Consider the following 23,837-nt stretch of genomic DNA (forward strand, 5'->3'; position numbering starts at 1 on the left):
CGACACCAACGAGGCGGGAGAGCGCATGTGGTCAGCTGTGGGGGACACGATGACGTACGCAATGGGGCTGGCTCTCAGTCCTTTTGCGGTGACCACCGGCATCGTCCTATTGCTAGGTGACCGCGGTCGGGTCAAGACCTCCCTGTTCGGGCTGGGATGGTTTCTCGCGTTGCTGGTGATCACCGCCATCGCGATGGCGGTCGTCGACGTCGTGGACGACGACCACCCGGAGCAGACCGCGGACGGCGTCAACATCGTGCAGCTGCTGTTCGCGTTGCTGTTCTTCGGCCTGGCGATCGTGGCATGGGTCAAACGGCCCTCGGCGGAATCGTCGAACCCGCCGGCTGCGGAGAGGGAGGGCAAGAAGCCCGGAATCCTGGATCGCCTGGATGATGTCGGAATTGCCGGATGCTTCGGTCTGGGTCTCGCGCAGGGTGTGCTCGTCGTCAAGAACATCCCGCTGGCGGTCAGCGCAGGCGCGGTGCTGGGGGCGGCCGCGCTCGACTCCACCCAATCGGCCGGCGCGGTGGTGGCCTTCGCGCTGCTGGCGTCGGCCGGGGTGATCGTCCCGCTCGCCGTGGCAATCGTCGCCGGACACCGGATGGACGGCGCGCTGGCGAGCGCCAGGGCATGGATCGAACAGAACATGACCGCGATCACCCTGGTCGTGCTGCTCGTCCTGGGCGCGTACTTCCTCGGCCAGGGACTCGCCATCACGGGATAGCGACCAGGACGGCCCCGCAACCGACCAGGGGCGGTTACGGGGCCGGACTCTCTCAGGGGCGGGTGGCGCGCCTGCGACGCTGGTTGCTGCCGCCGCCCTGCGAGCCACCGGAACCCGGCGTCTCGCTGCTGTACATCACCGTGGGCTGCGCGGAACCCTGGCCGCGCCCGCGGCCACCCGAGCCCCGGCCACCGCCTGCGGCGGCACCCTCGCCGCCCCTGCCGGTCCCCGAACCGGACTGCCCGCGGCCGCGGCCGCCGCCCTGCCCACCGCCGCTGCGAGCGCCACCCTGGGCGCCGCCGCGACGCTGGCCGCCGGCGCCACCGGCACCGCCACGGCGTCCGCCGCCCTGGCCCTGCGGCTGGGTGGCGGGCTTGGGTGCCGGGATGACATGCGGCGCGATCTCGCCGACGAGCGCGTTGACCGGATCGGAATCGGCCGTCACCTGCTGCGGGGTCACCTTGATGGCGGCCTTGCGCATCAGGATGGCCAGGTCCTTGCGCTGCTCGGGCAGCACCACCGTCACGACGTCGCCCGCGCTGCCCGCGCGTGCGGTGCGGCCCGACCGGTGCAGGTACGCCTTGTGCTCGGCGGGCGGGTCCACGTGCACGACCAGCTCCACGTCGTCGACGTGCACGCCGCGCGCCGCGACGTCGGTCGCGACCAGCACGCGGGCCTCGCCCGCCGAGAAGGCGGCCAGGTTGCGGTCACGCGCCGCCTGCGACAGGTTGCCGTGCAGGTCGACCGAGGGGATACCTGCCTCGGTGAGCTGGCGGGCGAGCTTGCGGGCCTGGTGCTTGGTGCGCATGAACAGGATTCGGCGGCCGGTGCCGGACGCCAGCTTGTGCACGAGGTCCTTCTTGGCCTCGACGCCGTGCACGTCGAACACGTGGTGCGTCATCGCGGCAACGGGCGAGTTCGCCTCGTCCACCGAGTGCAGCACCTCGTTGTGCAGGAAGCGCTTGACCAGCTTGTCCACGCCGTTGTCGAGGGTCGCGGAGAACAGCAGTCGCTGTCCCTGCGCAGGGGTGGACGCGAGGATCCGCGTCACGACGGGCAGGAAGCCCAGGTCGGCCATGTGATCGGCCTCGTCGAGGACGGTGATCTCCACGGCGTCGAGGGAGACGAACTTCTGCTTCATCAGATCCTCGAGGCGACCGGGGCACGCCACGACGATGTCGACGCCCGCCTTGAGGGCCTGCACCTGACGGTGCTGCGAGACGCCGCCGAAGATGGTGGTGACGCGCAGGTCGTAGGCGTTCGCGAGGGGCTCGAGGGTCGCGGTGATCTGGGTGGCGAGCTCGCGGGTCGGGGCAAGGACGAGCCCCAGCGGGCGACCCGGGCGACGCTTGCCGCCTGCAAGGTCGCCAGCGAGGCGGGCGACCATCGGGATGGAGAAGGCGAGGGTCTTGCCGCTGCCGGTCTTGCCGCGGCCGAGCACGTCGCGGCCGGCCAGGGTGTCCGGCAGGGTGTCGACCTGGATCGGGAAGGGGGAGGTGATGCCGCCGTCGGCGAGCGCCCTCACGAGGGGTTCGCGCACGCCGAGGTCAGCAAAGGATTTCGTCATGTGGGTCGAGTGCCTTTCAGGCATCGGGTTGTGCTGCTCTGTCAGCACAAGATGGCGAGATTGCCGGTGGGCAAAATCGATCGCCGTAAGAAGAGCTCGTGCTGGAGTGCACCGATCAACGTGTTCGTTGAGGAAGCGTTCCACGACGTTTGGCGCGAAAACTCCCCGCGCCAGGTGTCACCAAGGATAGCCGACAATCGGGGCCCTCCGATCGTCGGCTGCGTCACACCCGGGCGCGCTCGGCTAAAGCCCCACCCACTCCGTGACGCCGTCCGCGAAGTGCTGCCGCTTCCAGATCGGCACCTCGGCCTTGATGCGCTCGACGAGCACCGAGCACGCCGCGAAGGCCTCGGCGCGGTGCGGCGCCGCGACCGCGGCAACCAGCGCCAGGTCCCCGACCACCAGCGGGCCCACCCGGTGCACCGCAGCGACCGGCAGCCCGGTCTCGGCGGACACCTGCTCGCAGCACTCGCGGAGAAAACGCTGGGCGTCGGGGTGCGCCTGGTACTCCAGTGCCGAAACCGACTGTCCGCCATCGTGGTTACGCACCACGCCGCTGAACAGCACCACCGCGCCGTGTTCGGGCCCGGCCACGGCGGCGTCCACTGCGGCCTGGTCGATCGGTTCGGTCGAGATCAGTGCGAGAAGCTCATTCATCGTGCATTCCCCCTCCGGAGACCTGCGCCAGCAGGTGCTCGAGGATCGGTTCGAGTACTGAGATGCCGTCGCGGACACCGCCGGGTGAGCCGGGCAGGTTGATCAGCACCGTGCGCCCGGACAATCCGGCCAGCCCGCGGCTGAGCGAGGCGTGCACCGTCTTCTCAGACCCCTTGCGGCGCATGGCCTCCGCCAGGCCGGGCAGCTCCCGGTCCAGCACGGCCCGGGTGGCCTCCGGGGTCTGGTCGGTGGGCGAGGCGCCCGTCCCGCCGGTGGTCACGACGAGGGCGGGCGCACCGGTGAGCGCGTCGGCCAGCCCGGCGGCGATGTCCGCGTCCGCGTACACCAGCGGTCCGCGCACCGTGAGGCCCTGCGCGGTGAGCCACTCCGCGATGGTGGGCCCGGTGGTGTCCTCGCGGGTGCCGCGAGCGCCTCCGGTGGAGGCGACCAGGACGACGGCGGATCGAGGTCCGGCCGTGGGCGTTTCGGTGGCATCGGGGCGGACCCAGTGCCCGTGCTTTCCGCCCTCCTTGGTCAGCAACCTCACGCCGTTCATGGTGGCGGCCGGGTCGACGGCCTTGACCATGTCGTGCAGCGTCAGGCCCGCCACGGCGACAGCGGTCAGCGCCTCCATCTCGACGCCGGTCTGGCCGGTGGTCTTGGCGGTGGCCTCGACCGTGATGGTGGTGTCGGTGAACCCGAACTCGATCTTCACCGAGGACAGCGCCAGCTGATGGCACAGCGGGATCAGCTCCGAGGTGCGCTTGGCGCCCGCGATGCCCGCGATCCGGGCGGTCGAGAGCACGTCGGCCTTGGGCATGCCGTCGGCGCGGACAAGGGCGATCACCTCGGCGGTGGTCTGGAGCTCTCCGCCCGCCACCGCGATCCGCGTGGTGGTGGCCTTCGCACTGACGTCGACCATGCGTGCGCGGCCCTCGCCGTCGAGGTGAGTCAGCTCGCTCGCTGCCGGGCTGTTCGTCGTCGGTTTGTCAATCACAGTGGCCACACCCGCACGTTGTCTCCCGCTTTCATTGTCGTCACATTCTCGGGGATGTCGATCAGCACGTCCGCGCGGGCCAGCGCCGCGACCAGATGCGAACCCGGCCCCGACTCGAGGGCCACGCCGCCGTCGACGCGCCTGCCGCGCAGGAACTGGTGTTTGCCGGGGATCGAGGTGATCGGCTCGGCCAGCGCGAGCTCCTCCCGAGGAACGGGCGGAAGGCCGGCCGCACGGCGCAGCAGCGGACGCGCGAACACCTCGAACGAGACCATCGTGCTCACCGGGTTTCCCGGGAAGTTCAGCACCGGGACGCCGTCGATCTCGGCCAGGCCCTGCGGCCCGCCCGGCTGCATGGTGGTGTGGCCGAACCAGCCCCCGAGCGGTGTGAGTACCTCGCGCACCACCTCGAAGTCGCCCATCGAGACGCCGCCGGAGGTGATCACCAGATCCGCGGAAGCGGTTGCGCGGCGCAGGATCTCGGCGAACACGGCGAGGTCGTCGTCACTTCGGTCCACGGAGACCACGTCTGCGCCGTTCGCCGTCAGGCTTGCGGCCAGGGCCACTGAGTTGGATTCGTAGATCTGTCCCGGCCGCAGCGGATCGCCCGCGCGGACCAGTTCGGCGCCGGTCGCGATCACCGCGACCCGAGGGCGGCGGCGGACCGGGACGGTGGCCAGGCCGACCGCGGCGAACAGCGACAGGTGCCGTGGGCTCAGCTCGGCGCCGGACTGCAGCAGCAGGTCGCCCGCGCGGACGTCGGTGCCCGCGTCCCGGACGTACTCGCCCGCTCGACGCGGCACCCGGATCGTCACCATGTCCTTGGTGGCGTCGGTCGCGGTGGAGTCGGTGTCCTCGACCGGGACCACGGCGTCCGCGCCGTCCGGGACCACGGCCCCGGTCATGATGCGGGCCGCCGTTCCCGGCGCGAGGGGGGAGGGCTGCGCGGGGCCCGCGGCGATGGTCTCGGTGACCGGCAATGTGACCGGCACGGCCGCCAGCGAGGCGGCGGCGACCGCGAAGCCGTCCATCTGGGAGTTGCGGAAGAGGGGCAGGTCCAGCGGCGAGCGCACGTCGGCGCCGAGCACCCGTCCCAGCGCCTCGATGACGGCGACGTTCTCGACAGACGGCGTCAGCAGCGGCTCGAGGAGGCGCTGCACCTCGGCGGAGTGCTCCTCGACAGATCTGCTGGTCATGGCGTTCCCTGCGGCATGGGGCCAATCCTAGGCAGGCTCTCGGCGCGACGAACAACCCGTCTTGGCCGCATACTGGTCAGGTGGCAGAGCTGATGACGCGATGACTGCGACCGTCAGAGCGGTCCAGATGGGGCTTCCGCGCGTCCGCGACAGCCGTCCGTCGATCGCCGATCGCCCCGACGTCCCCGAGCTGGTCGACAGGTTCGGCCGGGTGGCCAGGGACCTGCGGGTATCGATCACCGAGAAGTGCTCGCTGCGCTGTACCTACTGCATGCCCGCGGAGGGCCTGCCCGCGATCCCGCGCGAGCGGCTGCTCACCGCGGCCGAGATCGTCCGGCTGGTTCGGATCGCCGTCGACGACCTCGGGGTCCGCGAGATCCGGTTCACCGGCGGCGAGCCACTGATGCGGCCCGACCTCGAGGAGATGATCGCCGGCTGCGCTGCGGCCGTGCCGGGGATCCCACTGTCGATGACCACCAACGCGGTCGGGCTCGAGCACCGCGCGGAGGCGCTGGTCGCCGCAGGCCTGACCCGGGTGAATGTTTCCCTCGACTCGATCGACCGCGAACATTTCGCCGAGCTCACCCGGCGTGACCGCCTCCCCTCGGTGCTGGCGGGGATCCGCGCGGCGGCAAGGGCTGGCCTGGCGCCGATGAAGATCAACGCGGTGCTGATGCCGGAAACCCTCGGCGGCGCAGCCGATCTGCTCGAATGGTGCCTCTCGGAGGGCTGCCATCTGCGGTTCATCGAGGAGATGCCGCTCGATGCCGATCACGCCTGGGCACGCGACTCCATGATCGCCGCGACCCGGCTGCTGGCGGTGCTGGGTGAACGCTTCGAGCTGACCGAGGCGGGGCGCGAGGACCCCTCCGCCCCGGCCGAGGAATGGCTGGTCGACGGCGGCCCCGCAAAGGTGGGCATCATCGCGTCGGTGACCAGGAACTTCTGCGGCGACTGCGACCGGACCCGGCTCACCGCGGAGGGGACGGTCCGGTCCTGCCTGTTCAGCGACGACGAGATCGACCTGCGGGCCGGGCTGCGCTCGGGCGCGAGCGACGAGGAACTCGCGGCGCTGTGGCGCGGCGCGATGTGGACCAAGTGGGCCGGTCACGGGATCAACGCGGAGGGCTTCGAGCCGCCGCAGCGCAGCATGGGGGCTATCGGTGGCTGAGCAGGCGATTCGGGTGCGGTATTTCGCCGCGGCGGCGGAGGCGGCCGGGTGTACCGAGGAGTCCGTGCGGATCGGCGTTGGCGCCGACCTCGGAGCGTTGAGATCGGTGCTCGTCGAGCGGCACGGGCCGAAGATGGAGCGGGTGCTGACGGTCGCGGCCTTCCTGCAGGACGACGAGCTGACCCGCGATCTCGGGCTGGCCGCCGCGCCCCGTGTGGACGTGCTGCCCCCGTTCGCCGGCGGCTGATCAGCCCTCGCCGGCCAGCCACTCGTCGAATGTGACAGCGCCGTAGCGGTTCTCCGGCGTCAGGTTCAGCCCGGCGCGCAGGAAACGGCCCGGTGCACCTGGCACCGGAACGGGGAGCACCAGCGCCCGGCTGCCGGTCGCGCGCTTCCAGGACTCGGCCAGCTCACGCATCGTTCGGATCTCCGGACCGCCCACCTCTGTCCTGCCGTCGGTGGCGGTGGACTCGGTCAGCGCGGCGTCCGCAAGGGCGGGCGCCAGGTCCGCCGGGGCGATCGGCTGGAAACGGGCGCCGCGGACCGCCGGGATCACCCCCAACCGCGCGGTCGTGGCGAAGATGGACCGCAGCAACTGGTGGAACTGGGTGGAGCGCACGATCCGGACGTCCAGGCCGGAGGCGGTGTAGATGCCCTCCTGGTCGGTCAGCGCGTTGTAGTAGGAGAACCGCACCCGGTCGACGCCGACGATCGACAGCAGCACCGCTCGCCGCACGCCCGCTTCCTCGGCGGCGCGCACCAGATTGCGGGCGCCCGTGGTGAACACCGGCCTGGTCCGTCGGGTCTGGCCGTTCACCGCGGAGATCACCGCGTCGACGCCGTCGAGCGCCGCGGCCAGGCCCTCGCCGCTGAGCAGGTCCGCGGTGACGTGGTCGGCAGCGGGCCCCTCGGGGGAGTGCCTGCTCAGGGTCAGCACCCGATGCCCGCGCGCGCGGAGTTCGGCGACCGTCGCCGCCCCCGCGGTGCCGGTGCCACCCGCAACCAGGACGGTGCTCATCGCGTCACTTCCACCAGTCGTCGAGCGGTGACACCGGCACCGCCCGCTTGTGACGGGTGACCCGGTACATCGACTCGAGCTTCTCGGCCACCGCCGCGGACACGTCCTTGCCCTCGAGGTAGTCGTCGATCTCGCTGTAGCGCAACCCGAGCGCCTCCTCGTCGGGCAGCGCGGGCCGGTTGTCCTCGAGATCGGCGGTCGGGACCTTGGCCCAGGTGCTGGCCGGGGCGCCGAGATGCTGCAGCAGGGCGGCTCCCTGTCGCTTGCTCAGCCCGGTCAGCGGGGTGAGATCGACGCCGCCGTCGCCGTACTTGGTGAAGAAGCCGGTGATCGCCTCCGCCGCATGGTCGGTGCCGATCACCAGGTGGCCGAGCTGTCCGGCGATGGCGTACTGGATCACCATCCGTTCGCGGGCCTTGATGTTGCCGCGCACGAAGTCTCGCAGTTCGCCATCGTGCCCGATGATCTCGGCGAGGCCGTCGGCGCTCTCGGCGGCGGCGGCGTCCGTGCTCGGCTTGATGTTCACCGTCACCGAGCGGTCCGGCTTGATGAACTCGAGCGAGATCTGGGCGTCGTGCTCGTCGGACTGCACGCCGTAGGGCAGGCGGACCGCGACGAACTCGGCGTCGTGACCCTCCTCGCGCAGCTCGGTGGTGGCCAGCTGCGCCAGCCGGCCGGCCAGGGTGCTGTCCTGGCCGCCGCTGATGCCGAGCACGAATCCCGTGGCGGGAGTGGATCGCAGGTACGCCTTGAGGAAGTCGACGCGCGCACGCACCTCGCCCTCGGCGTCGATCGTCGGCTTCGCGCCGAGTTCTTGCAGGATTCGCGCACGCAGATTCGCCATGGGCGTCACTCTAGTGTCGACCGGCTGCCGATACAGTGCCACGCGTGCCCAATCCGATCGCGCCCAGTTTCCTCGTCGTGTCCGCAACCGAGGGGGAGGCCGCGTACGTCCCCGACGGGATCGAGGTGGTGGTCACCGGCATCGGGAAGGTCGCCGCGGCGGTCGCGGTGACCGAGGTGCTCGCGCGGTACGGCCCACGGGAGCGTCCCCTGGTGGTCAATATCGGCACCGCAGGCGCACTGCACGAGCACCATGCGGGACTGTTCGCCCCCTCCGCGGTGCTCAATCACGACATCAGCGCGGCGGTGTTGCGCTCGCTCGGGCACCCGGTGGCGGACCGGATCGCGCTGGAGGACGGCGACGGTTCGGTGCTCGCCACCGGCGACGTGTTCGTCTCCGACCCGGCGGTGCGGGACGCGCTGGCGACCCGCGCCGACCTCGTAGACATGGAGGGATTCGCGGTCGCCGCCGCCTGCGCGCGAATGGGCGCACCGTGCCGAATCGTCAAGCACGTCAGCGATCGGGCCGACGAGTCGGCGATGGACTGGCCTGCGCAGGTGGACGCGAGCGCCCGGATCCTCGCGGACTGGTTGACCGAGAACCTGTAGTCCGCGGCCTACTGGGCGCGCAGACCCAGGCCGTTGCCGTCGGCGCGCATCACGCGGGCATGATCGGCGTCGACGGTGAAGGTGGTCTCCCCGTTCAGCACGTTCAGCACCGCCCGTTCGACCTCCTCGACGTCGGGCTCGCACGCCATCAGGGTGGTGGCGAGCGGGCCGAAGGTCACCTTGTCGCCCGCCACCTGGGCGGTGCCGGTCATCCGGTTGCATCCGGGGGAGCCGGTGACCGATCCGTCGTCCGCGATCAGCAGGTTGGGGGCCGCGGTCTCGAGGGCGACGGATGTGGTGATCGCGGACGGGCTGATCAGCTGGTCGACGACCCAGGTGGTCCCGGTGATCGGGCGGTCCGGGCTGGCGACCTTCTTGTCCACGAGGGTGACCGACGAGTCGCCGGTGGTGAGGGTGAGGGTGTCGCCGTCGAGATCCCAGGCCGGACCGGCCTCGAACAGGGCGGTCATCCATTGGTCGGCGCCCGCGGTGTCGCCGACGCAGGCCCTCATCGTGGTGGCGATCGGCCCGGTCGCCACCTTGCCGTCGGACAGGTCGGCGGTGCTGTTGCCGCGATTGCAGCCTGCGGTCATGGAGATCCGGTCGGGTGAGATGAACTCGACGGTGAGTGGCCCGCCGCCGGGGATCGGGGTGCCCTCGACCTCGGTGGAGATGAAGGTGCGCCCCTGCAGGTCCTCGCCGCCGGGAGTGGACGCGCTCTCCGCAGTGCACGCGGTGAGGGTGGCGGCGGCGAGCAGGGCGAGTCCGGCTACACGGCGAAGGCGCATGCCTGGATCCTAGTGGCCCGCTGACGTTCCCGTGACTCGTCGGACCAAGTCTTCCCAGGCGTTGGCGATCCGCTCGATCGGCATGTGCAGGTTGCGAACCTGATGCATGACCAGCGCGGCCTCGAGTGGGGAGAGCAGGCTGTGGGCGAGCAGCGGGATGTCGCCCGGGGTGCCCGCGGCGCGCAGCAGCATCACCACATGGGTCAGGCTGACCTGGCGTGGGGCGCTGCCGAAGCGAAACTCGGGGGAGTCCTCCACCGCGCGGAGGGTGTCGCCGCGGAGGTCCACCAGCGATATCCGGGCACGGCCGAAGGCGACCAGGCGGTCGATGGGGTCGGCGCCGGGACCCAGGGGCGGCGGTCCGTACATGAAGGCGTGCTGCAGTTCCTGTTCGGTGTGGTCGAGGAGCGCCTGCATCAGGCCCGACCGACTGCCGAACCGCCGGAACACTGTGCCCTTGCCCACACCCGCCTTGGCGGCCACCGCGTCCATCGTCACGGCGTCGGCGCCCCGCTCGGCGACCAGCGCGGCGGCGGCGTCCAGGAGCAATGCCCGGTTGCGGACGGCGTCGCAACGTTCGGCCTCGGGCTGCCCGGCCATCGGGATCGGGGTCATCTGCACGGGGCGATCGTACCCTCCCCGGAATATAAGTGGACCGTAGTCCGGTTAGCTGATATACCTAGATGGGCAAGCGCCCCCGGATCATCGAAGGAAGTCCCCATGTCACAAGCCAACGTTCTCGTCCTGGTCGGCAGCCTGCGCGCAGCCTCCGTCAACCGTCAGCTCGCGGAGACCGCGGCCGCCGTTGCGCCCGAGGGTGCGAACGTCACGGTGTACGAGGGCCTCGCTGAGGTTCCCTTCTACAACGAGGACATCGACGTCGCGGGCACCATCGCCAGCGTGGACGCCCTGCGCGCGGCCGCCGGTGCGGCCGATGCCCTCCTGCTGGTAACGCCCGAGTACAACGGGACCATTCCCGCCGTGCTCAAGAACGCCATCGACTGGATCTCCCGGCCCTACGGCGTCGGAGCCGTTTCGGGTAAGCCGGTCGCCGTGATCAGCGCCTCGCCGAGCCCCAACGGCGCGAAGTGGGCCCACGAGGACACCACCAAGGCCGTCGGGATCGCCGGCGGCAAGGTCGTCGAGGACACCGCGCTCGTGATCGGCGGTGCCTTCGAGAAGTTCGGCGACCGCCACGCCAGCGAGAACGCCGAGGTCTCGGCGCAGCTCGCCAAGGTCGTCACCGATCTGGTGAATGCGACCAAGGTGCTCGTCGACGCCTGATCCGCGCGCATGTCCCCGTGGCCCCGGCCGGTGAACGATCACCGGCCGGGGCCGCGGTGGTTGTGGGCGACTGCGTTCAGATCCCGAGGAAGTCGCGCAGGTAGACCTCGACCCGAGCCATGGTGGGTCGGTCGACGGTTCCGGCGAGCCCGGTGATGCGAGCGCGGGTCAGCGTTCGTGGCTGCTCGGTCATCGCCCAGCTCGGCGCGTCCAGTCCGGTAGGGCCCTGCAGCGGTACGTGATTCGGCCATCCACGATCGACCGTCGTGATGGGGAGCACGATGGTCAGCGTCGTGATCGTCGCCGAGTACTGGTTGCTCGCGATGATCAGGACCGGGCGGTGGCCGGACTGTTCCCGGCCCCGCGCCGGGTCGAGCAAGGCCCACGCCACCGTGCCCCGGAGAAGCTCGTGGCCTGCGGCCGTCACGACTCCGCCACGCCATCGCGCAGGGTGGCGTTGTCCCACTCGCCGGTCTCCGCGAGGTAATCCTCGAGCTCTGCCTCGCCGGTGCTGGCAATAGCGGCCCCGATCGCGGCGAACCGGGTCTCGCGTTCGCTGATCGAGACAAGCTCCCCCAGGAGGGTTCCGAGCGTGATGCCGCGGGCGCGGGCCTCCTCCTTCAATCGGTCGCGGATCGCGGTGTCGAGCTTGATCGTGGTCATGGGCATACTCAAAGTATGCGCTCCAGGGATACTTGGCGGCGGCGATGTTGCCGCCGCCAGCCGCGGCACGTCATGCGGCATCTGCGACGAGGGGTGAATTGAGTAGTGCCTCCAGGTCAGGCAGCACCGTGGCAACAGCACCGGCGAACCGATGCACGTCCGCCGCGGAGAAGTGAGGCCGCTCCGACATCAGGGCTGCGGTACAGCTGGCCCACTCGCTGACCCAGAAGTCGACGTCGGGGTCGCCGTGCAGGAACTCGGCCGTTGGCATGCCTCTCAGAAGCGTGGAGACTGCCGGCGCGCCTCGTGCCCCCGTCACGGCGAGTCCGCGGAGCGTCATGGGAAGGCGCGGTATGGGGCTGGCGTCGCGATACAGGATCCAGTCGTCGGCAAGTTCTGTGAGCTGTCGCGCGTTGAGTGGGGTGAGGAGTCCCCGCAACACTGCGAGAACATGGGGCGGCGCCCACCATGGCTCGCGCATGGAGATCCCATTCGAGTGTCCGGCCGCCTGCCATGGACCCTCCGCGGAAAGGACCTCGGCGTCGTCGAGCCGGTCGAACACGAGCATCGATGTGAGCAGCGCGGTTGTCGCCTGAACGAGCATCCCGGACAGCCCTCGGAAGATGTCGTCATCGTCATCGGACCGGGTGCAGCCGGTCCACCGCAGGATCTTTCTCCAGGTGGATGTGTCGCCATGCGGCCCACGGATCATTTTCACCAGCGATAGGGCGTATCGCTCGGTCGCTCTGAAGGCATCCGTGCGACCGGTCGTCCTGGCGTGAATCGCGTTGATGGCCAATGTGTTCCCCGCGCCGTGCGTGGAATCGGTATCGAGGCTCACCAGAATGAAGTCGGCCAGTACTTCCGGGTCGGCCTGCGAGAGGTCGAACGCGTATGCCTCGATGAGCGGCGTCATCGGACCGAAATCCTGCTCGAGGTCGAACGACGGGTCACCCGAAGGGGCCCGGAATTCGGGTACCCCGCGGCGTCCTGGTCGAAGCTCCCCGCGGATCGACTGCAGCTTCACCCGACAGCGGGCGACCGTATCGGGCTCGAGTGGTGTCGGTTGCCCCTCTCTGGGACGCAGCAGTCGAGCGCGCAGTGCCAGCACCATCGCGCTCGGATCGACCGCACGCGCGTCGACCGCGGCGGGGCGGACCGGGTCGCCAGGCGTCCAGACCACGGTCGTGAGCCCGCCGTCGTAGGAGATGGACTCTGGCTTGCCGGGCCTGAGCCGTCCGGCGATCAGACTCCGAGCGAAGGAATTGAGCGCGGCGGTGCAGTCGCGCGCGCTGAACTCCCAGGGTCTGTCGGAGGCTGGTTGCTCGGGCTTGGCCGGGATGAGCAGCTCGGGGAATCCTCGGCTCGCCAGGCCTACCGTGTACGCGAAGGAGGCCGGTGCCTGGCATTCGTGCACGTACTCGACCCGCCAAAACGGGTCTTGGGTCAGTGATTCGCGGTCGGGTTGTGAGTGCATCCGTCTCCCCCTGATCTGATGGCGATGATCTGATGAGGCGACGGTAGATGTGGGGTCCGACACATTGTTCGAACTGCAGTTCGATGGCGGATGGGGTGACGCTCGGACGACGTGTTGCACCGTCGCGCACCCGGGCGTGAATGCCGAGGGCTCTGGCCAGGTGGCCCGCGGTCGTCGCCGGCCTGGTCGACGCGACCAAGGTGCTCGTCGACGCCTGACGGATCTTTCCTATTCGGGCCCGAGCGGTGCATCACGCACCGCCCGGGCTCCGACATGTGGGGCGCGGGACCGCCGTCGGTCCAGCGTGACCCGCATCATCTCGGTGCGTGCGACAACCCGGTCGCGTTCGTCAGCGAGGGCGAGCCGGCGCTCGTCCTGCATGTACCCGTCCAGCGCCGACTGGGATTCGAACGTGATTAGCTGGATCTCCAGGGGCTGATCCCCGGTGCCGTCGGTGCGGGCTCGCTGCAGCACACGGCCGCCGTGCTCGGTCACGAGCTTCAGGACCCGATCCTCGTACACGACGAGACCTTCCTCTTCGTCAGGGCGGGCCCACAGCAGGACGCACAGTGAGATGTTCACAGCGGCAGCCTAACCGGGGCCTGTGGGGTTGGAAGGGCTACAGTCCGGCCTGCTCGAGTGCCTCGTCGACGGCGTCGCGCACCTCGTCGATACTGCGGCCTGCCGACAGCTCGCTCATGGTCAGCGCCTCGATCTGCGGCTCGACCTCCGCGTACCGGGCCAGCCAGCGTTCCTTGTCGGCCTGCCAGTAGCCCATGATGTCGAATCGCTCTGCCGCCCAGCCCCACTCGCGCCGGACATGCTTGCGGATCTGCCTCGACGCCCCGGTTTCGCCCGCGGACCAGATGTAGCCGGGGCCCTCCGGCCGCGGGTGCGCGTGCAGCCACGCAGGCAGCGCGCTCGGGGTGTGGCCGTTGCCGGTGCCGTGCAGCCAGGTCACCGTCACCCCGGCCGCGAAGGCCACGTCCTGCTCGTCGGCCTGCTCCGGGATCTCCGCGACGAGGTGGGCGCGGGCGCCTGCCGGCAGGTTCTCGATGATGCGCGCGGCGGCGGGAAGCGCGCTGAGGTCCGCGAGCAGCAGTTGCCAGCGCGCGTCCGCGGGTGGCCGGTACCAGCCCTTCGGGTGGGACAGGCGCACCCGAACGCCCGGCTCGGCCGCGCGTGCCCACTCGGCCGCCGCCCCGCCTGCATGGACCGCGAAGTCGATGTCGACGCCGCCGGTGCGCGCGTCCCATCGGCGCACGGTGTAGCTGCGCCGGTGGTCGTCGCCGAACTCGACGAGCAGTCGCTCGTCGGGGTCGCCGCTCGAGGCGAACGCGGCGGGGTCGGCGACCGCGAATCGGATCCGTCGCAGGCTGGGGGACAGGTGTGTCGCCCCGACCACCTCGGCGTGGAACTGGGGCTCGTCGGCGGTCGGCACCGCCCCACCCTAGGCCGGTCGGGGTTCGCTCCATGCACATCGGGGAGGTGGCGAGCTCAGCACGGCAAGAATGTGACCCGCGACACGCCGATGGGGTGCCTGCGTGGCGCGGTCGGAAGCCTTACGACCTGGGAATTTCATGCGTGTGGTTCACAACATCTCGCGTTCTATGGATATGTCAGACACTAGGTGTAGTGTCTAGAACACCGAGAGGGCATAGCCGGAACGGTCGAGAAATACAGGCCGGAGCGCTGTTCCAGTAGGTGAGATCCACATGATCTTCCGCGTCACTGACCATCAGTTCCGTAAGCCAGAGAAAGAGGGACTTACATGAGCATCACCGTCTACACCAAGCCGGCGTGCGTTCAGTGCAATGCGACCTACCGGGCGCTCGACAAGGCCGGTATCGAGTACTCCATCATCGACATCACCGAGGACTCGGAGGCCCGCGACTACGTGATGGCCCTGGGCTACCTGCAGGCCCCGGTCGTGGTGGCAGGCGAGGATCACTGGTCGGGCTTCCGTCCGGACCGGATCAAGTCGCTCACCGTGAGCGCCGCCTGAAGACCAAGCGGAGATGATCGGCTGTGACGTCGCTGGTCTACTTCTCCAGCGCATCGGAGAACACGCACCGCTTCGTTGAGAAGCTGGGCATCCCGGCTGCGCGCATCCCGCTCCACGACCGCGAGGGCACGTTCGAGGTCGACGAACCGTACGTCCTGATCCTGCCCACTTACGGCGGCGGGACGACGGTGACCGGACGCGACACGAGCTACGTGCCCAAGCAGGTCATCAGATTCCTCAACAACAAGCACAATCGCTCCCTCATCCGAGGGGTGATCGCTGCGGGCAATACGAACTTCGGCGAGTCGTATTGCTATGCCGGAAACGTGATTTCGCAGAAGTGTCAGGTGCCGTACCTGTACCGATTCGAACTCATGGGAACCGCCGACGACGTAGTCGCCGTCCGCGACGGACTCGAACAATTCATGGAGAGTGAACAGTGGCACCGACAATCACAGACACAGCCCCGGCTGGGAGTGTAGAGCGCGCTGTGGCACGACCCGATGCGTCCGCGGGGGAGCTCGACTACCACGCGCTGAACGCGATGCTCAACCTCTACGGCCCGAACGGCGAGATCCAGTTCGAGAAGGACCGCGAGGCCGCGAACCAGTACTTCCTCCAGCACGTCAACCAGAACACCGTCTTCTTCCACAACCAGGACGAGAAGCTGGACTACCTGGTCAAGGAGAACTACTACGAGCGTGAGGTTCTCGACCAGTACACCCGCAACTTCGTCAAGACGCTGATCGACCACGCGTACTCGAAGAAGTTCCGGTTCCCGACCTTCCTCGGCGCGTTCAAGTACTACACCTCGTACACGCTCAAGACGTTCGACGGTAAGCGGTACCTGGAGCGATTCGAGGACCGCGTCTGCATGGTCGCGCTGACTCTCGCCGCCGGCGACGAGGAGCTGGCCACCAAGCTGGTCGACGAGATCATCGCCGGCCGCTTCCAGCCGGCCACCCCGACTTTCCTCAACTCGGGTAAGAAGCAGCGCGGCGAGCCCGTGTCCTGCTTCCTGCTCCGCATCGAGGACAACATGGAGTCGATCGGTCGCTCCATCAACTCCGCCCTGCAGCTGTCCAAGCGCGGCGGCGGAGTTGCATTGCTGCTCAGCAACGTTCGCGAGCACGGCGCCCCGATCAAGCAGATCGAGAACCAGAGCTCGGGCGTCATCCCGATCATGAAGCTGCTCGAGGACTCGTTCTCCTACGCGAACCAGCTCGGTGCGCGTCAGGGCGCGGGCGCGGTGTACCTGCACGCGCACCACCCCGACATCTACCGCTTCCTCGACACCAAGCGCGAGAACGCGGACGAGAAGATCCGCATCAAGACCCTCTCGCTCGGTGTGGTCATCCCGGACATCACGTTCGAGCTGGCGAAGAAGAACGAGGACATGTACCTCTTCTCGCCGTACGACGTCGAGCGGATCTACGGGGTGCCCTTCGCGGACATCAACGTCACCGAGAAGTACTACGAGATGGTCGACGACAAGCGGATCCGCAAGTCGAAGATCAAGGCGCGCGAGTTCTTCCAGACCGTGGCCGAGCTGCAGTTCGAGTCCGGATACCCGTACATCATGTACGAGGACACGGTGAACCGGGCCAACCCGATCGCGGGCAAGGTCACCCACTCGAACCTGTGCTCGGAGATCCTCCAGGTCTCGACGCCGTCGACCTTCAACGACGACCTGTCCTACAGCCACGTCGGCAAGGACATCTCCTGCAACCTCGGTTCGCTGAACATCGCCAAGGCGATGGACTCGCCGGACTTCGCGCAGACCATCGAGGTCTCCATTCGCGCGCTGACCGCGGTCGCCGACCAGACCTCCATCGACTCCGTCCCGTCGATCCGCAAGGCGAACGACGAGGGACACGCGATCGGCCTCGGGCAGATGAACCTGCACGGTTACCTGGCCCGCGAGCGGATCCACTACGGCTCCGACGAGGGCATCGATTTCACGAACATCTACTTCTACACGGTGGTGTTCCACGCGATCCGGGCGTCGAACGAGATCGCCAAGGACCGCGGCAGCTACTTCGCGGGCTTCCCGGAGTCCAAGTACGCCTCCGGCGAGTTCTTCGACAAGTACACCGACCGGGTGTGGGAACCGGCGACCGAGAAGGTGCGGCAGCTGTTCGCCGACTCCGGCGTGCACATCCCGACCCAGGACGACTGGCGCGAGCTGAAGGCGTCCGTGCAGCAGCACGGCATCTACAACCAGAACCTGCAGGCGGTGCCGCCGACCGGTTCGATCTCGTACATCAACAACTCCACCAGCTCCATCCACCCGGTGGCGTCGAAGATCGAGATCCGCAAGGAAGGCAAGATCGGCCGCGTCTACTACCCGGCGCCCTACCTGACGAACGACAACCTGGAGTACTACCAGGATGCCTACGAGATCGGGTACGAGAAGATCATCGACACCTACGCCGCGGCCACCCAGCACGTGGACCAGGGCCTGTCGCTGACGCTGTTCTTCAAGGACACCGCCACCACCCGGGACATCAACAAGGCCCAGATCTACGCCTGGCGCAAGGGAATCAAGACGCTGTACTACATCCGGCTGCGTCAGATGGCCCTCGAGGGCACCGAGGTCGAGGGTTGCGTCTCGTGCATGCTGTGACTGTGGCGTTCGGCTCGAATGAAGTGAGGGAATCGTGAGCGAGAAGATCAAGCTGATCGACCGGGTGTCGGCGATCAACTGGAACCGCGTCCCCGATGAGAAGGACGCGGAGGTGTGGGACCGCCTCACCGGTAACTTCTGGCTGCCGGAGAAGGTCCCGGTGTCCAACGACATCCCGTCGTGGAACACCCTGACCCCGAGCGAGAAGCAGCTGACGATGCGGGTCTTCACCGGCCTGACGCTGCTGGACACGATCCAGGGCACCGTCGGCGCGGTCAGCCTGATCCCGGACGCGATCACCCCGCACGAGGAGGCGGTGTACACCAACATCGCGTTCATGGAGTCGGTGCACGCGAAGAGCTACAGCTCGATCTTCTCGACGCTGTGCTCGACCCGCGACATCGACGACGCCTTCCGCTGGTCCGAGGAGAACCCGAACCTGCAGCGCAAGGCGCAGATCGTCATGGACTACTACCGGGGTGACGACCCGCTCAAGCGCAAGGTCGCCTCGACGCTGCTCGAGTCGTTCCTGTTCTACTCGGGCTTCTACCTGCCGATGTACTGGTCCTCGCGGGCCAAGCTCACCAACACCGCGGACCTGATCCGGCTGATCATCCGCGACGAGGCCGTGCACGGGTACTACATCGGCTACAAGTACCAGAAGGGCCTCGAGCAGCTCACCCAGGCCGAGCGCGAGGACCTCAAGGACTACACCTTCGAGCTGCTCTTCGAGCTCTACGACAACGAGGTCGAGTACACCCAGGACCTCTACGACGAGGTCGGGCTCACCGAGGACGTCAAGAAGTTCCTGCGGTACAACGCCAACAAGGCGCTGATGAACCTCGGCTACGAGGGTCTGTTCCCCAAGGACGAGACCGACGTGAACCCGGCGATCCTGTCGGCGCTGTCTCCGAACGCGGACGAGAACCACGACTTCTTCTCCGGCTCGGGTTCGAGCTACGTGATCGGCAAGGCCGTCAACACCGAGGACGAGGACTGGGACTTCTAGCCCTCTCCCCACTTCCCGAATGTCACATTGGTTCAGCTCAGCTGAACCAATGTGACATTCGGTCGTTGTGGGGGAGTCCGAACCCGGGCTAGCGTCGACATCGTCGGATTTCACTCAGCTGAGGAGGCGGCGATGACCGGACGAGTGGTGCACTTCGAGATCCCGTTCGACGACGGGGATCGTGCGAGGGGGTTCTACCAGCAGGCGTTCGGGTGGAACAACACCGAGATGCCCGAGATGAGCTACACGATCGCGGGCACCGGGCCGGTGAGCGATCAGGGCATGCCAACCGAGCCCGGCTACATCAACGGCGGCATGTTCGGCCGCGTTCCCGAATTTCCCCAAGGCCCGGTGATCACGATCGATGTGCCGAGCATCGACGACGCCATGGCCAAGATCGTGTCGCTGGGCGGTTCGGCGGTCGGGGAGAAGACCACCGTCGGCGAGATGGGCTTCGCGGCCTACTTCAAGGACACCGAGGGCAACGTCATGGGGCTGTGGGAGAACGCCGGCTGAACCAGGCCTCCGACTCGCCGCGCAGCGCCCGCTCGATGCGCCGCGAGGAGCTCTCGGTGAGGTCCGCGGGCAGCGCGTCCGGCGCGAACCAGGCGACCTCGAGGTTCTCCTCGTCGGCGGCGCGGGCCTCGCCGGAGACCGCGCGCGCCAGGAAACAGACGTCGAGATAGCTCGCGACGTCGCCGTTCGGGTAGGTGATCGGACCGGCGGTGTCGACGCTGGTGATGCGCACCAGCTCGGCCTCGACGCCGGTCTCCTCACGAATCTCGCGCAGCGCCGCCGGGCCCGGCTCCTCGCCCGGCTCGAGGATGCCGGACACCACGGCCCACCGCCCGCTGTCGGCCCTGTGGGTCAACAGGATTCGGCCCGAGTCGTCGACAACGACCGCGCTCACGCCGGACAGCCACAGCGGGGCGTGTCCGACGTGAGCGCGGAGCGCGGCGACGTACTCGGGGACGGGCATCAGTACCGGAAGGTGACCGGGGCGGCCTGCTGGCCGGAGTAGGGCAGCAGGATGCTCGGCTGCAGCGGCGCGACGAACCGGGCAGGCACATCGGTGAACTCGGTGCCGCCGGTGCGGGTGTCCAACTGCGCGAACCGGATCCGGCTCATGGCGTCGGTGCCGACCATGTTCCCCTCCGAGGTCTCCGCGGACAGGAACGTGCCCTGGGGCGTGAACTCGATCCACGGATCGGCCAGTGCGATCTCCGCGAGATGGAAGCGGGTGAAGGACACCACGGTGCCGCGATACCGGACCGTGCCGAGTCCCGTCCCGGCGTCCACGTCGGCGGACTCCAGTTCGAATGCCAACCGGCCGTCTCCCCGCACGGTCGCGCCGTCGCTACCCACCACCGAACCCTGCGTGGACTGCTTGACCAGGTCGGTGTAGCCGGGCGCGAGGGCCCACAGCAGGTCCTGCGGGGGCGCCACCGGCGCGTTCGGCCCGGGAGCCGCGTCGAAGTTCACCGGGACCGACAGCTCCTCCGCGGCGTTGACGGCGTCCGCGGCGGCGTAGGTGTACACCCCGTAGATCGCGTCGACGGCTGCCTTCGCGGGCTTCTTCACGGTGAGTGTGGCGGTGAAGGAACCGTCGCCCGCGAGCGGCACCCACTGCTGACGGATGGTGCGACGAAAATCGAAGGGCGCGTCCGGAACCCGGTTCAACGCATCCTCGGACATCACCCATGCAGTGGCCGAGCGCTGCTGACCGACCCGGGACTCGGCGGGCGCGTCCTCCGACGGACGCCACTGCGGCGCGAACGCGCCGAACGCGACGAACGTGCCGTGCGGGACGCCAGGCGGTACCGGCACCGGCAGGCCGCCGGTGTTGGCGTTCGGGTCGAACCCGGTGCCGCGCACCACGATCCGGTCACCTTCGTGCACGGCGGTGTCGCCGAGCGCGGTCGTGCCATCCGCGGCGAACAGTTCGATACGGGCTGTGTCGCTCGGTTCGGTTGGCGCGGCGGCGGCCGGAGCCGTCAGCGCGAGCGATCCGATCAGGGCCGCCGCGAGCGAGGCGAGGGCCGCGCGGCGCCTAGTTGACGTAGCCATTGAGTGATGCCCCCAGGTCGGTGAGGATGCCGCGGGCGGCGATGACGCCGATGCCGGTCATCCAGATTTCGTCGTCCACGGTGAAGACACGCCTGTCCTTGACGGCGCCCAGTCCCTCCCAGAGGCCGCCGTTCATGACCTCGACGCCCTGCCCCCTGGCCTCGTCGCCGTAGAAGCTCACGTAGATGACGTCGCCTTCGGCATTGCTCAGCTGCTCTTCGCTGATCTCTGCGAACCGTCGATCCTTGGCGTCCTCGAGGCGCTGGAACGGCGGACGCTGGACGCCCGCATCGGTGAGCACCTGGCCGGAGAAGCTGTCCGGCCCGTAGATCCGGATGACGCCTGGCATGAACCGGACGACCGAGGCCTGCGTCTGTGAGGAGTCGAGACGCTTGCCCGCCTCGGTGGCCGCACCCTGGTAGGCGTCGAGGGCCTGGCGGGCCGCGGCGCCGCGGCCGAGCGCGGTGCCGTCGAGGACCAGGTTGTCCTTCCAGGTGGTGCCGACCTTCTCGGTGAAGGTGGTCGGCGCGACCGCGCTGAGCTGCTGGTAGAGCTCCGGGGTGCGGAACTTCGAGCCCAGGATGAGGTCGGGCTTGAGCGTGGCGATCTTCTCGATGTCGGGTTCCTGCAGGGTGCCGACCGATTCGACGCCCGCGATGGTCGGGCCGAGGTAGTCCGGCTGGGAGCCGACCGCCCCGGTCACCGCGGCGCCGACCAGCCGGTCCTGCAGGCCCAACGCACACACCGTGTCGAGCTTGTCGGTGTCGAGCACGACGATCCGCTGCGGATCCGCGGGCACCTCGGTCTCGCCCGCCGCGTGCACGACCTTGCGGGTGGTCCCCGTCACGCCCGCGGGGTCGACGGGAGCGGCTGCGCCGCAGACGTTCTCGGTGTCGCGGTCGTTGCCGAGCACGCCTGCGCCCGCGACGTTGGTGGTGCTGCGCACGATGCTGGCGGCGGAGTCGTCGGTGCTCGACCCGCCGCAGGCGGCGAGCGTCAGGGCCGAGGCCGCGAGCAGGGCCACGGGCACGGCGCGGCGGACGAGGTGGGGCTTACGCATGGGGTGGTGTCCTCCTGGGCTGTCGGGCGGTGTCGAGACTAGCTGCGGTGCGGATCGACGTCGTAGGCCTCGGCCAGGTCGTCGAGGATTCCCCCCGCGCCCTGCACGCTGACGGCAGCCATCCAGACGGTGTCGTCCACGTCGATCTTGCGGCCGTGCAGGCCGGCCCAGAGCGGGTTGGTGAGGAACGGCTGGGCGGCGTCGGTCGACGCGGTGCCGCCATCGGGGGAGTGGTAGGTCGAGACCAGGATCAGGTCTGCCTCCGCCTCGGTGATCAGCTCGGGGCTGATGTCGTTGGCGATGCTGGACGGCTTCGCCGGGTCCGGTGACGCGCTGGCGGGCCTGCCGAGCCCGGCGTCGGCGAGCACGATGCCGCTGAAGGAGGTGCTCCGGTAGATCCGGGCGGTCGGCTCACCCGCGAATCGGACCACCGAGATGGTCGGGTTGTCCGCCTTCGCGTTGATCTCGTCGCCGACGGCCGCGGCGCGGTCCTCGTAGGCGCCGATCTTCTGCTCGGCGAGGTCCTCCTTGCCCAGCGACCTGCCGAGCAGGCGGATGTTGTCCTTCCACGTCGGCCCGGTTGTCTCCGACATCACCGTCGGCGCGATCTTGGACAGCTGGTCGTAGATCTCGCCGTGCCGAACCTTCGCGGACACGATCAGGTCGGGCTGCAGTTCGGCGATCTTCTCCAGGCTCGGCTCGGCCAGCGGTCCCACCGCGACGGCGTCCTTCGCGAACTCGGTCCGGGAGTCGCCGAGATAGTCCGGCAGAGTCGCGGTCCGGTAGGTGACGTAGCCAACCAGGTCGGTCTCGAGCAGCAAGACGGCATCGGAGTAGCTGGTGTCGAGGGCGACGACCCGCTTCGGGGCGGCGGGGATCTCGGTCGATCCCAGCGCATGCTCGATTGTGCGGGGGAACGCGCCCGAGGTGGTCGCCTCGGCGGACGGCTCGCTGTCGGCGGTCGAGCAGCCGGTCAGGACGATGAGGGCAGCGGCCGCGCCTGCCATGAGTGCGACCATCGGGTTCTTGCGGGCCTTCACAGAAGCTCCTGTCGGATCGTTAGGTAAGCGAAACCTTAGCAAGGGTGAACTTTCTTGTGGGATGGGCCGGTGGGGTCGCGCTGTCGGGGCAGAATGACGAGATGGCCCTTTCGGTGAGCCAGACGTTGATGCAGGGGTTGGGTGCGCTGCGGTTCCAGCCGACCGCCAAGCGGATCAGGGCGCTGCGAGGCGGCGCCGTGGTGGCCGACTCCACCCGCGCGGCGCTGGTGTGGGAACCGAGGCGGGTCGTGCCCGTGTACGCGGTCCCCGCCGCCGATATCGCGGGCGCGATGTCGCCCTCGACCGCGGGTGGTGCTGCGACGGAAGCTCCGGTGCATCTGGGCGAGGACTCAGGCCCGGTGCTCGACCCCAGCACCGGGTTCGGGTTTCACACCTGCCCCGGCAGGGCGCTGACCGTCGAGACCGGCGACGGCGCGCTCGACGGAGTCGCGTTCCGTCCCGACGACCCCGAGTTCGCCGGCCTGGTGCTGCTGGACTTCGAGGCATTCGACTGGCTCGAGGAAGACGAGCCGATCCTCGGGCATCCGCGCGACCCGTTCCATCGGGTCGACGTCAGGCGCAGTTCCCGTCACGTCCGGCTCGAACTCGACGGTCTCCTTCTCGCCGAGTCTGATCGGTCGTCCATGCTCTTCGAGACCAACCTGCCGCTGACCCGGTTCTACCTCCCTCGCGAGGACGTTCGGGTGGCTTTGACGTCGACCGCGACCAGGACCCGTTGCGCCTACAAGGGGGTGGCGTCCTACTTCACCGTGGAGCAGGCGGGCGAGCGCGGAATCGACATGGCGTGGAGCTACGAGAGCCCGTTGCCGGACTGTCCGCAGATCGCCGGGCTGGTGGCGTTCTATCAAGAACGACTCGACGTGATCGTCGACGGCGTGCCGGATTCCCGGCCGCGTACTCCCTGGTCGCCGCCCGCGTGACCGCTGTACGCGACACGAAGTACGACAGTGGGTAGGACCGGCTCCGCGGATCGCCGGGGGACGGTCTACGATTCGTCAGAGCGCAAGCAAGAGGA

28 protein-coding genes are annotated in these 23,837 nt (G+C 68.8%); 11 read left to right on the forward strand and 17 right to left on the reverse strand.

All coding sequences use genetic code 11. From position 1 onward, the window contains the following. Window positions 1–49: 49 nt before the first annotated feature. Entirely contained in the window at window positions 50–724 is a 675-nt protein-coding gene (locus ACFXMV_RS12640) for a GAP family protein (protein WP_378500555.1), read from the forward strand. Between the two features lie 52 nt (window positions 725–776). Here ACFXMV_RS12640 and ACFXMV_RS12645 read toward each other — a convergent pair whose 3' ends face one another. The 4 genes from ACFXMV_RS12645 to glp all read right to left on the reverse strand — a co-directional run bounded on the left by ACFXMV_RS12645 (window position 777) and on the right by glp (window position 5,141). Then, on the reverse strand, window positions 777–2,291 hold the full coding sequence (locus ACFXMV_RS12645) for a DEAD/DEAH box helicase (RefSeq protein WP_378503270.1): 1,515 nt from the start codon (window positions 2,289–2,291) through the stop codon (window positions 777–779). Window positions 2,292–2,534: 243 nt separating this feature from the next. Further along, entirely contained in the window at window positions 2,535–2,948 is a 414-nt protein-coding gene (locus tag ACFXMV_RS12650; protein ID WP_378500553.1) for a molybdenum cofactor biosynthesis protein MoaE, read from the reverse strand. Next, window positions 2,941–3,945 (reverse strand): bifunctional molybdenum cofactor biosynthesis protein MoaC/MoaB, encoded by a 1,005-nt coding sequence (gene moaCB, locus ACFXMV_RS12655; RefSeq protein ID WP_378500556.1) that lies wholly within the window; start codon window positions 3,943–3,945, stop codon window positions 2,941–2,943. The genes ACFXMV_RS12650 and moaCB overlap by 8 nt, the downstream gene beginning before the upstream one ends. Next, window positions 3,942–5,141 carry a gephyrin-like molybdotransferase Glp gene (glp, locus tag ACFXMV_RS12660; RefSeq protein WP_378500552.1) on the reverse strand — a complete coding sequence of 400 codons (1,200 nt, stop codon included), beginning with the start codon at window positions 5,139–5,141 and terminating at the stop codon, window positions 3,942–3,944. Before glp ends, moaCB begins: the two co-directional genes overlap by 4 nt. A 100-nt stretch (window positions 5,142–5,241) precedes the next feature. Here glp and moaA point away from each other — a divergent pair, with 100 nt between their 5' ends. Both moaA and ACFXMV_RS12670 read left to right on the forward strand, forming a co-directional pair. After that, the gene (gene moaA / locus ACFXMV_RS12665) at window positions 5,242–6,312 is read left to right on the forward strand and encodes a GTP 3',8-cyclase MoaA (protein ID WP_378500551.1); all 1,071 of its coding nucleotides are present in this window, start codon (window positions 5,242–5,244) and stop codon (window positions 6,310–6,312) included. Continuing rightward, window positions 6,305–6,559 (forward strand): MoaD/ThiS family protein, encoded by a 255-nt coding sequence (locus tag ACFXMV_RS12670; protein WP_378500550.1) that lies wholly within the window; start codon window positions 6,305–6,307, stop codon window positions 6,557–6,559. Before moaA ends, ACFXMV_RS12670 begins: the two co-directional genes overlap by 8 nt. Here ACFXMV_RS12670 and ACFXMV_RS12675 read toward each other — a convergent pair whose 3' ends face one another. Both ACFXMV_RS12675 and nadE read right to left on the reverse strand, forming a co-directional pair. Beyond that, window positions 6,560–7,330, reverse strand: a complete 771-nt coding sequence (locus ACFXMV_RS12675) for an SDR family oxidoreductase (protein WP_378503271.1) — start codon at window positions 7,328–7,330, stop codon at window positions 6,560–6,562. It lies immediately after the preceding gene. Between the two features lie 4 nt (window positions 7,331–7,334). Beyond that, window positions 7,335–8,174, reverse strand: a complete 840-nt coding sequence (gene nadE, locus ACFXMV_RS12680) for an ammonia-dependent NAD(+) synthetase (protein ID WP_378501777.1) — start codon at window positions 8,172–8,174, stop codon at window positions 7,335–7,337. Window positions 8,175–8,218: 44 nt separating this feature from the next. Between nadE and ACFXMV_RS12685 the strand changes: the two genes are divergently transcribed. Further along, window positions 8,219–8,782: a nucleosidase gene (locus ACFXMV_RS12685; RefSeq protein WP_378501778.1), complete on the forward strand. Its 564-nt coding sequence runs from the start codon at window positions 8,219–8,221 to the stop codon at window positions 8,780–8,782. An 8-nt stretch (window positions 8,783–8,790) separates the two neighbouring features. Here ACFXMV_RS12685 and ACFXMV_RS12690 read toward each other — a convergent pair whose 3' ends face one another. Together ACFXMV_RS12690 and ACFXMV_RS12695 are read right to left on the reverse strand one after the other, a co-directional pair. After that, window positions 8,791–9,570: an META domain-containing protein gene (locus ACFXMV_RS12690; RefSeq protein ID WP_378501779.1), complete on the reverse strand. Its 780-nt coding sequence runs from the start codon at window positions 9,568–9,570 to the stop codon at window positions 8,791–8,793. A gap of 9 nt (window positions 9,571–9,579) precedes the next feature. Next, complete coding sequence (locus ACFXMV_RS12695) at window positions 9,580–10,185, reverse strand: TetR/AcrR family transcriptional regulator (protein WP_378501781.1); 606 nt, start codon at window positions 10,183–10,185, stop codon at window positions 9,580–9,582. Window positions 10,186–10,290: 105 nt separating this feature from the next. Here ACFXMV_RS12695 and ACFXMV_RS12700 point away from each other — a divergent pair, with 105 nt between their 5' ends. Then, window positions 10,291–10,854 carry an NAD(P)H-dependent oxidoreductase gene (locus ACFXMV_RS12700; protein WP_378501780.1) on the forward strand — a complete coding sequence of 188 codons (564 nt, stop codon included), beginning with the start codon at window positions 10,291–10,293 and terminating at the stop codon, window positions 10,852–10,854. Window positions 10,855–10,930: 76 nt separating this feature from the next. Here the strand turns inward: ACFXMV_RS12700 and ACFXMV_RS12705 are convergent, their stop codons facing one another. The 5 genes from ACFXMV_RS12705 to ACFXMV_RS12725 form a co-directional block, all read right to left on the reverse strand. Next, on the reverse strand, window positions 10,931–11,281 hold the full coding sequence (locus ACFXMV_RS12705; RefSeq protein WP_378503272.1) for a type II toxin-antitoxin system PemK/MazF family toxin: 351 nt from the start codon (window positions 11,279–11,281) through the stop codon (window positions 10,931–10,933). Then, entirely contained in the window at window positions 11,278–11,523 is a 246-nt protein-coding gene (locus ACFXMV_RS12710; RefSeq protein ID WP_378503273.1) for a hypothetical protein, read from the reverse strand. Before ACFXMV_RS12710 ends, ACFXMV_RS12705 begins: the two co-directional genes overlap by 4 nt. Window positions 11,524–11,587: 64 nt before the next feature. Further along, window positions 11,588–13,057 (reverse strand): hypothetical protein, encoded by a 1,470-nt coding sequence (locus ACFXMV_RS12715; protein WP_378503274.1) that lies wholly within the window; start codon window positions 13,055–13,057, stop codon window positions 11,588–11,590. Window positions 13,058–13,222: 165 nt separating this feature from the next. After that, window positions 13,223–13,576, reverse strand: a complete 354-nt coding sequence (locus ACFXMV_RS12720) for a hypothetical protein (RefSeq protein WP_378501084.1) — start codon at window positions 13,574–13,576, stop codon at window positions 13,223–13,225. A gap of 37 nt (window positions 13,577–13,613) precedes the next feature. Beyond that, entirely contained in the window at window positions 13,614–14,435 is an 822-nt protein-coding gene (locus ACFXMV_RS12725; protein ID WP_378501085.1) for a siderophore-interacting protein, read from the reverse strand. Window positions 14,436–14,765: 330 nt separating this feature from the next. Here ACFXMV_RS12725 and ACFXMV_RS12730 point away from each other — a divergent pair, with 330 nt between their 5' ends. The 5 genes from ACFXMV_RS12730 to ACFXMV_RS12750 all read left to right on the forward strand — a co-directional run bounded on the left by ACFXMV_RS12730 (window position 14,766) and on the right by ACFXMV_RS12750 (window position 19,150). Beyond that, window positions 14,766–14,999 (forward strand): redoxin NrdH, encoded by a 234-nt coding sequence (locus ACFXMV_RS12730; protein ID WP_378501086.1) that lies wholly within the window; start codon window positions 14,766–14,768, stop codon window positions 14,997–14,999. A gap of 23 nt (window positions 15,000–15,022) precedes the next feature. Further along, window positions 15,023–15,481: a class Ib ribonucleoside-diphosphate reductase assembly flavoprotein NrdI gene (nrdI, locus tag ACFXMV_RS12735; protein WP_378501087.1), complete on the forward strand. Its 459-nt coding sequence runs from the start codon at window positions 15,023–15,025 to the stop codon at window positions 15,479–15,481. Continuing rightward, the gene (gene nrdE / locus ACFXMV_RS12740) at window positions 15,439–17,625 is read left to right on the forward strand and encodes a class 1b ribonucleoside-diphosphate reductase subunit alpha (RefSeq protein WP_378503275.1); all 2,187 of its coding nucleotides are present in this window, start codon (window positions 15,439–15,441) and stop codon (window positions 17,623–17,625) included. Before nrdI ends, nrdE begins: the two co-directional genes overlap by 43 nt. A gap of 34 nt (window positions 17,626–17,659) precedes the next feature. After that, window positions 17,660–18,634, forward strand: coding sequence for a class 1b ribonucleoside-diphosphate reductase subunit beta (gene nrdF / locus ACFXMV_RS12745; RefSeq protein WP_378502423.1), 975 nt, complete (start codon window positions 17,660–17,662; stop codon window positions 18,632–18,634). 132 nt (window positions 18,635–18,766) lie between these two features. Further along, on the forward strand, window positions 18,767–19,150 hold the full coding sequence (locus tag ACFXMV_RS12750) for a VOC family protein (RefSeq protein ID WP_378503276.1): 384 nt from the start codon (window positions 18,767–18,769) through the stop codon (window positions 19,148–19,150). Here ACFXMV_RS12750 and ACFXMV_RS12755 read toward each other — a convergent pair. Genes ACFXMV_RS12755 through ACFXMV_RS12770 form a run of 4 tightly spaced genes read right to left on the reverse strand, consistent with a single transcriptional unit; the run spans window position 19,122 to window position 22,780 of the window. Beyond that, window positions 19,122–19,613, reverse strand: a complete 492-nt coding sequence (locus ACFXMV_RS12755) for an NUDIX domain-containing protein (protein ID WP_378503277.1) — start codon at window positions 19,611–19,613, stop codon at window positions 19,122–19,124. The two genes, ACFXMV_RS12750 and ACFXMV_RS12755, sit on opposite strands and share 29 nt — an antisense overlap. Continuing rightward, complete coding sequence (locus tag ACFXMV_RS12760) at window positions 19,613–20,701, reverse strand: HtaA domain-containing protein (protein WP_378503278.1); 1,089 nt, start codon at window positions 20,699–20,701, stop codon at window positions 19,613–19,615. Before ACFXMV_RS12760 ends, ACFXMV_RS12755 begins: the two co-directional genes overlap by 1 nt. Continuing rightward, complete coding sequence (locus ACFXMV_RS12765; protein ID WP_378503279.1) at window positions 20,685–21,761, reverse strand: ABC transporter substrate-binding protein; 1,077 nt, start codon at window positions 21,759–21,761, stop codon at window positions 20,685–20,687. The genes ACFXMV_RS12760 and ACFXMV_RS12765 overlap by 17 nt, the downstream gene beginning before the upstream one ends. Before the next feature lie 38 nt (window positions 21,762–21,799). After that, window positions 21,800–22,780, reverse strand: a complete 981-nt coding sequence (locus ACFXMV_RS12770) for an ABC transporter substrate-binding protein (RefSeq protein WP_378500856.1) — start codon at window positions 22,778–22,780, stop codon at window positions 21,800–21,802. 122 nt (window positions 22,781–22,902) lie between these two features. Between ACFXMV_RS12770 and ACFXMV_RS12775 the strand changes: the two genes are divergently transcribed. Next, window positions 22,903–23,742 (forward strand): DUF427 domain-containing protein, encoded by an 840-nt coding sequence (locus tag ACFXMV_RS12775; RefSeq protein ID WP_378500852.1) that lies wholly within the window; start codon window positions 22,903–22,905, stop codon window positions 23,740–23,742. Window positions 23,743–23,837: the final 95 nt, after the last annotated feature.

It is taken from the genome of Rhodococcus sp. NPDC059179 (assembly GCF_042754885.1).
Taxonomy (GTDB): domain Bacteria; phylum Actinomycetota; class Actinomycetes; order Mycobacteriales; family Mycobacteriaceae; genus Rhodococcus_G.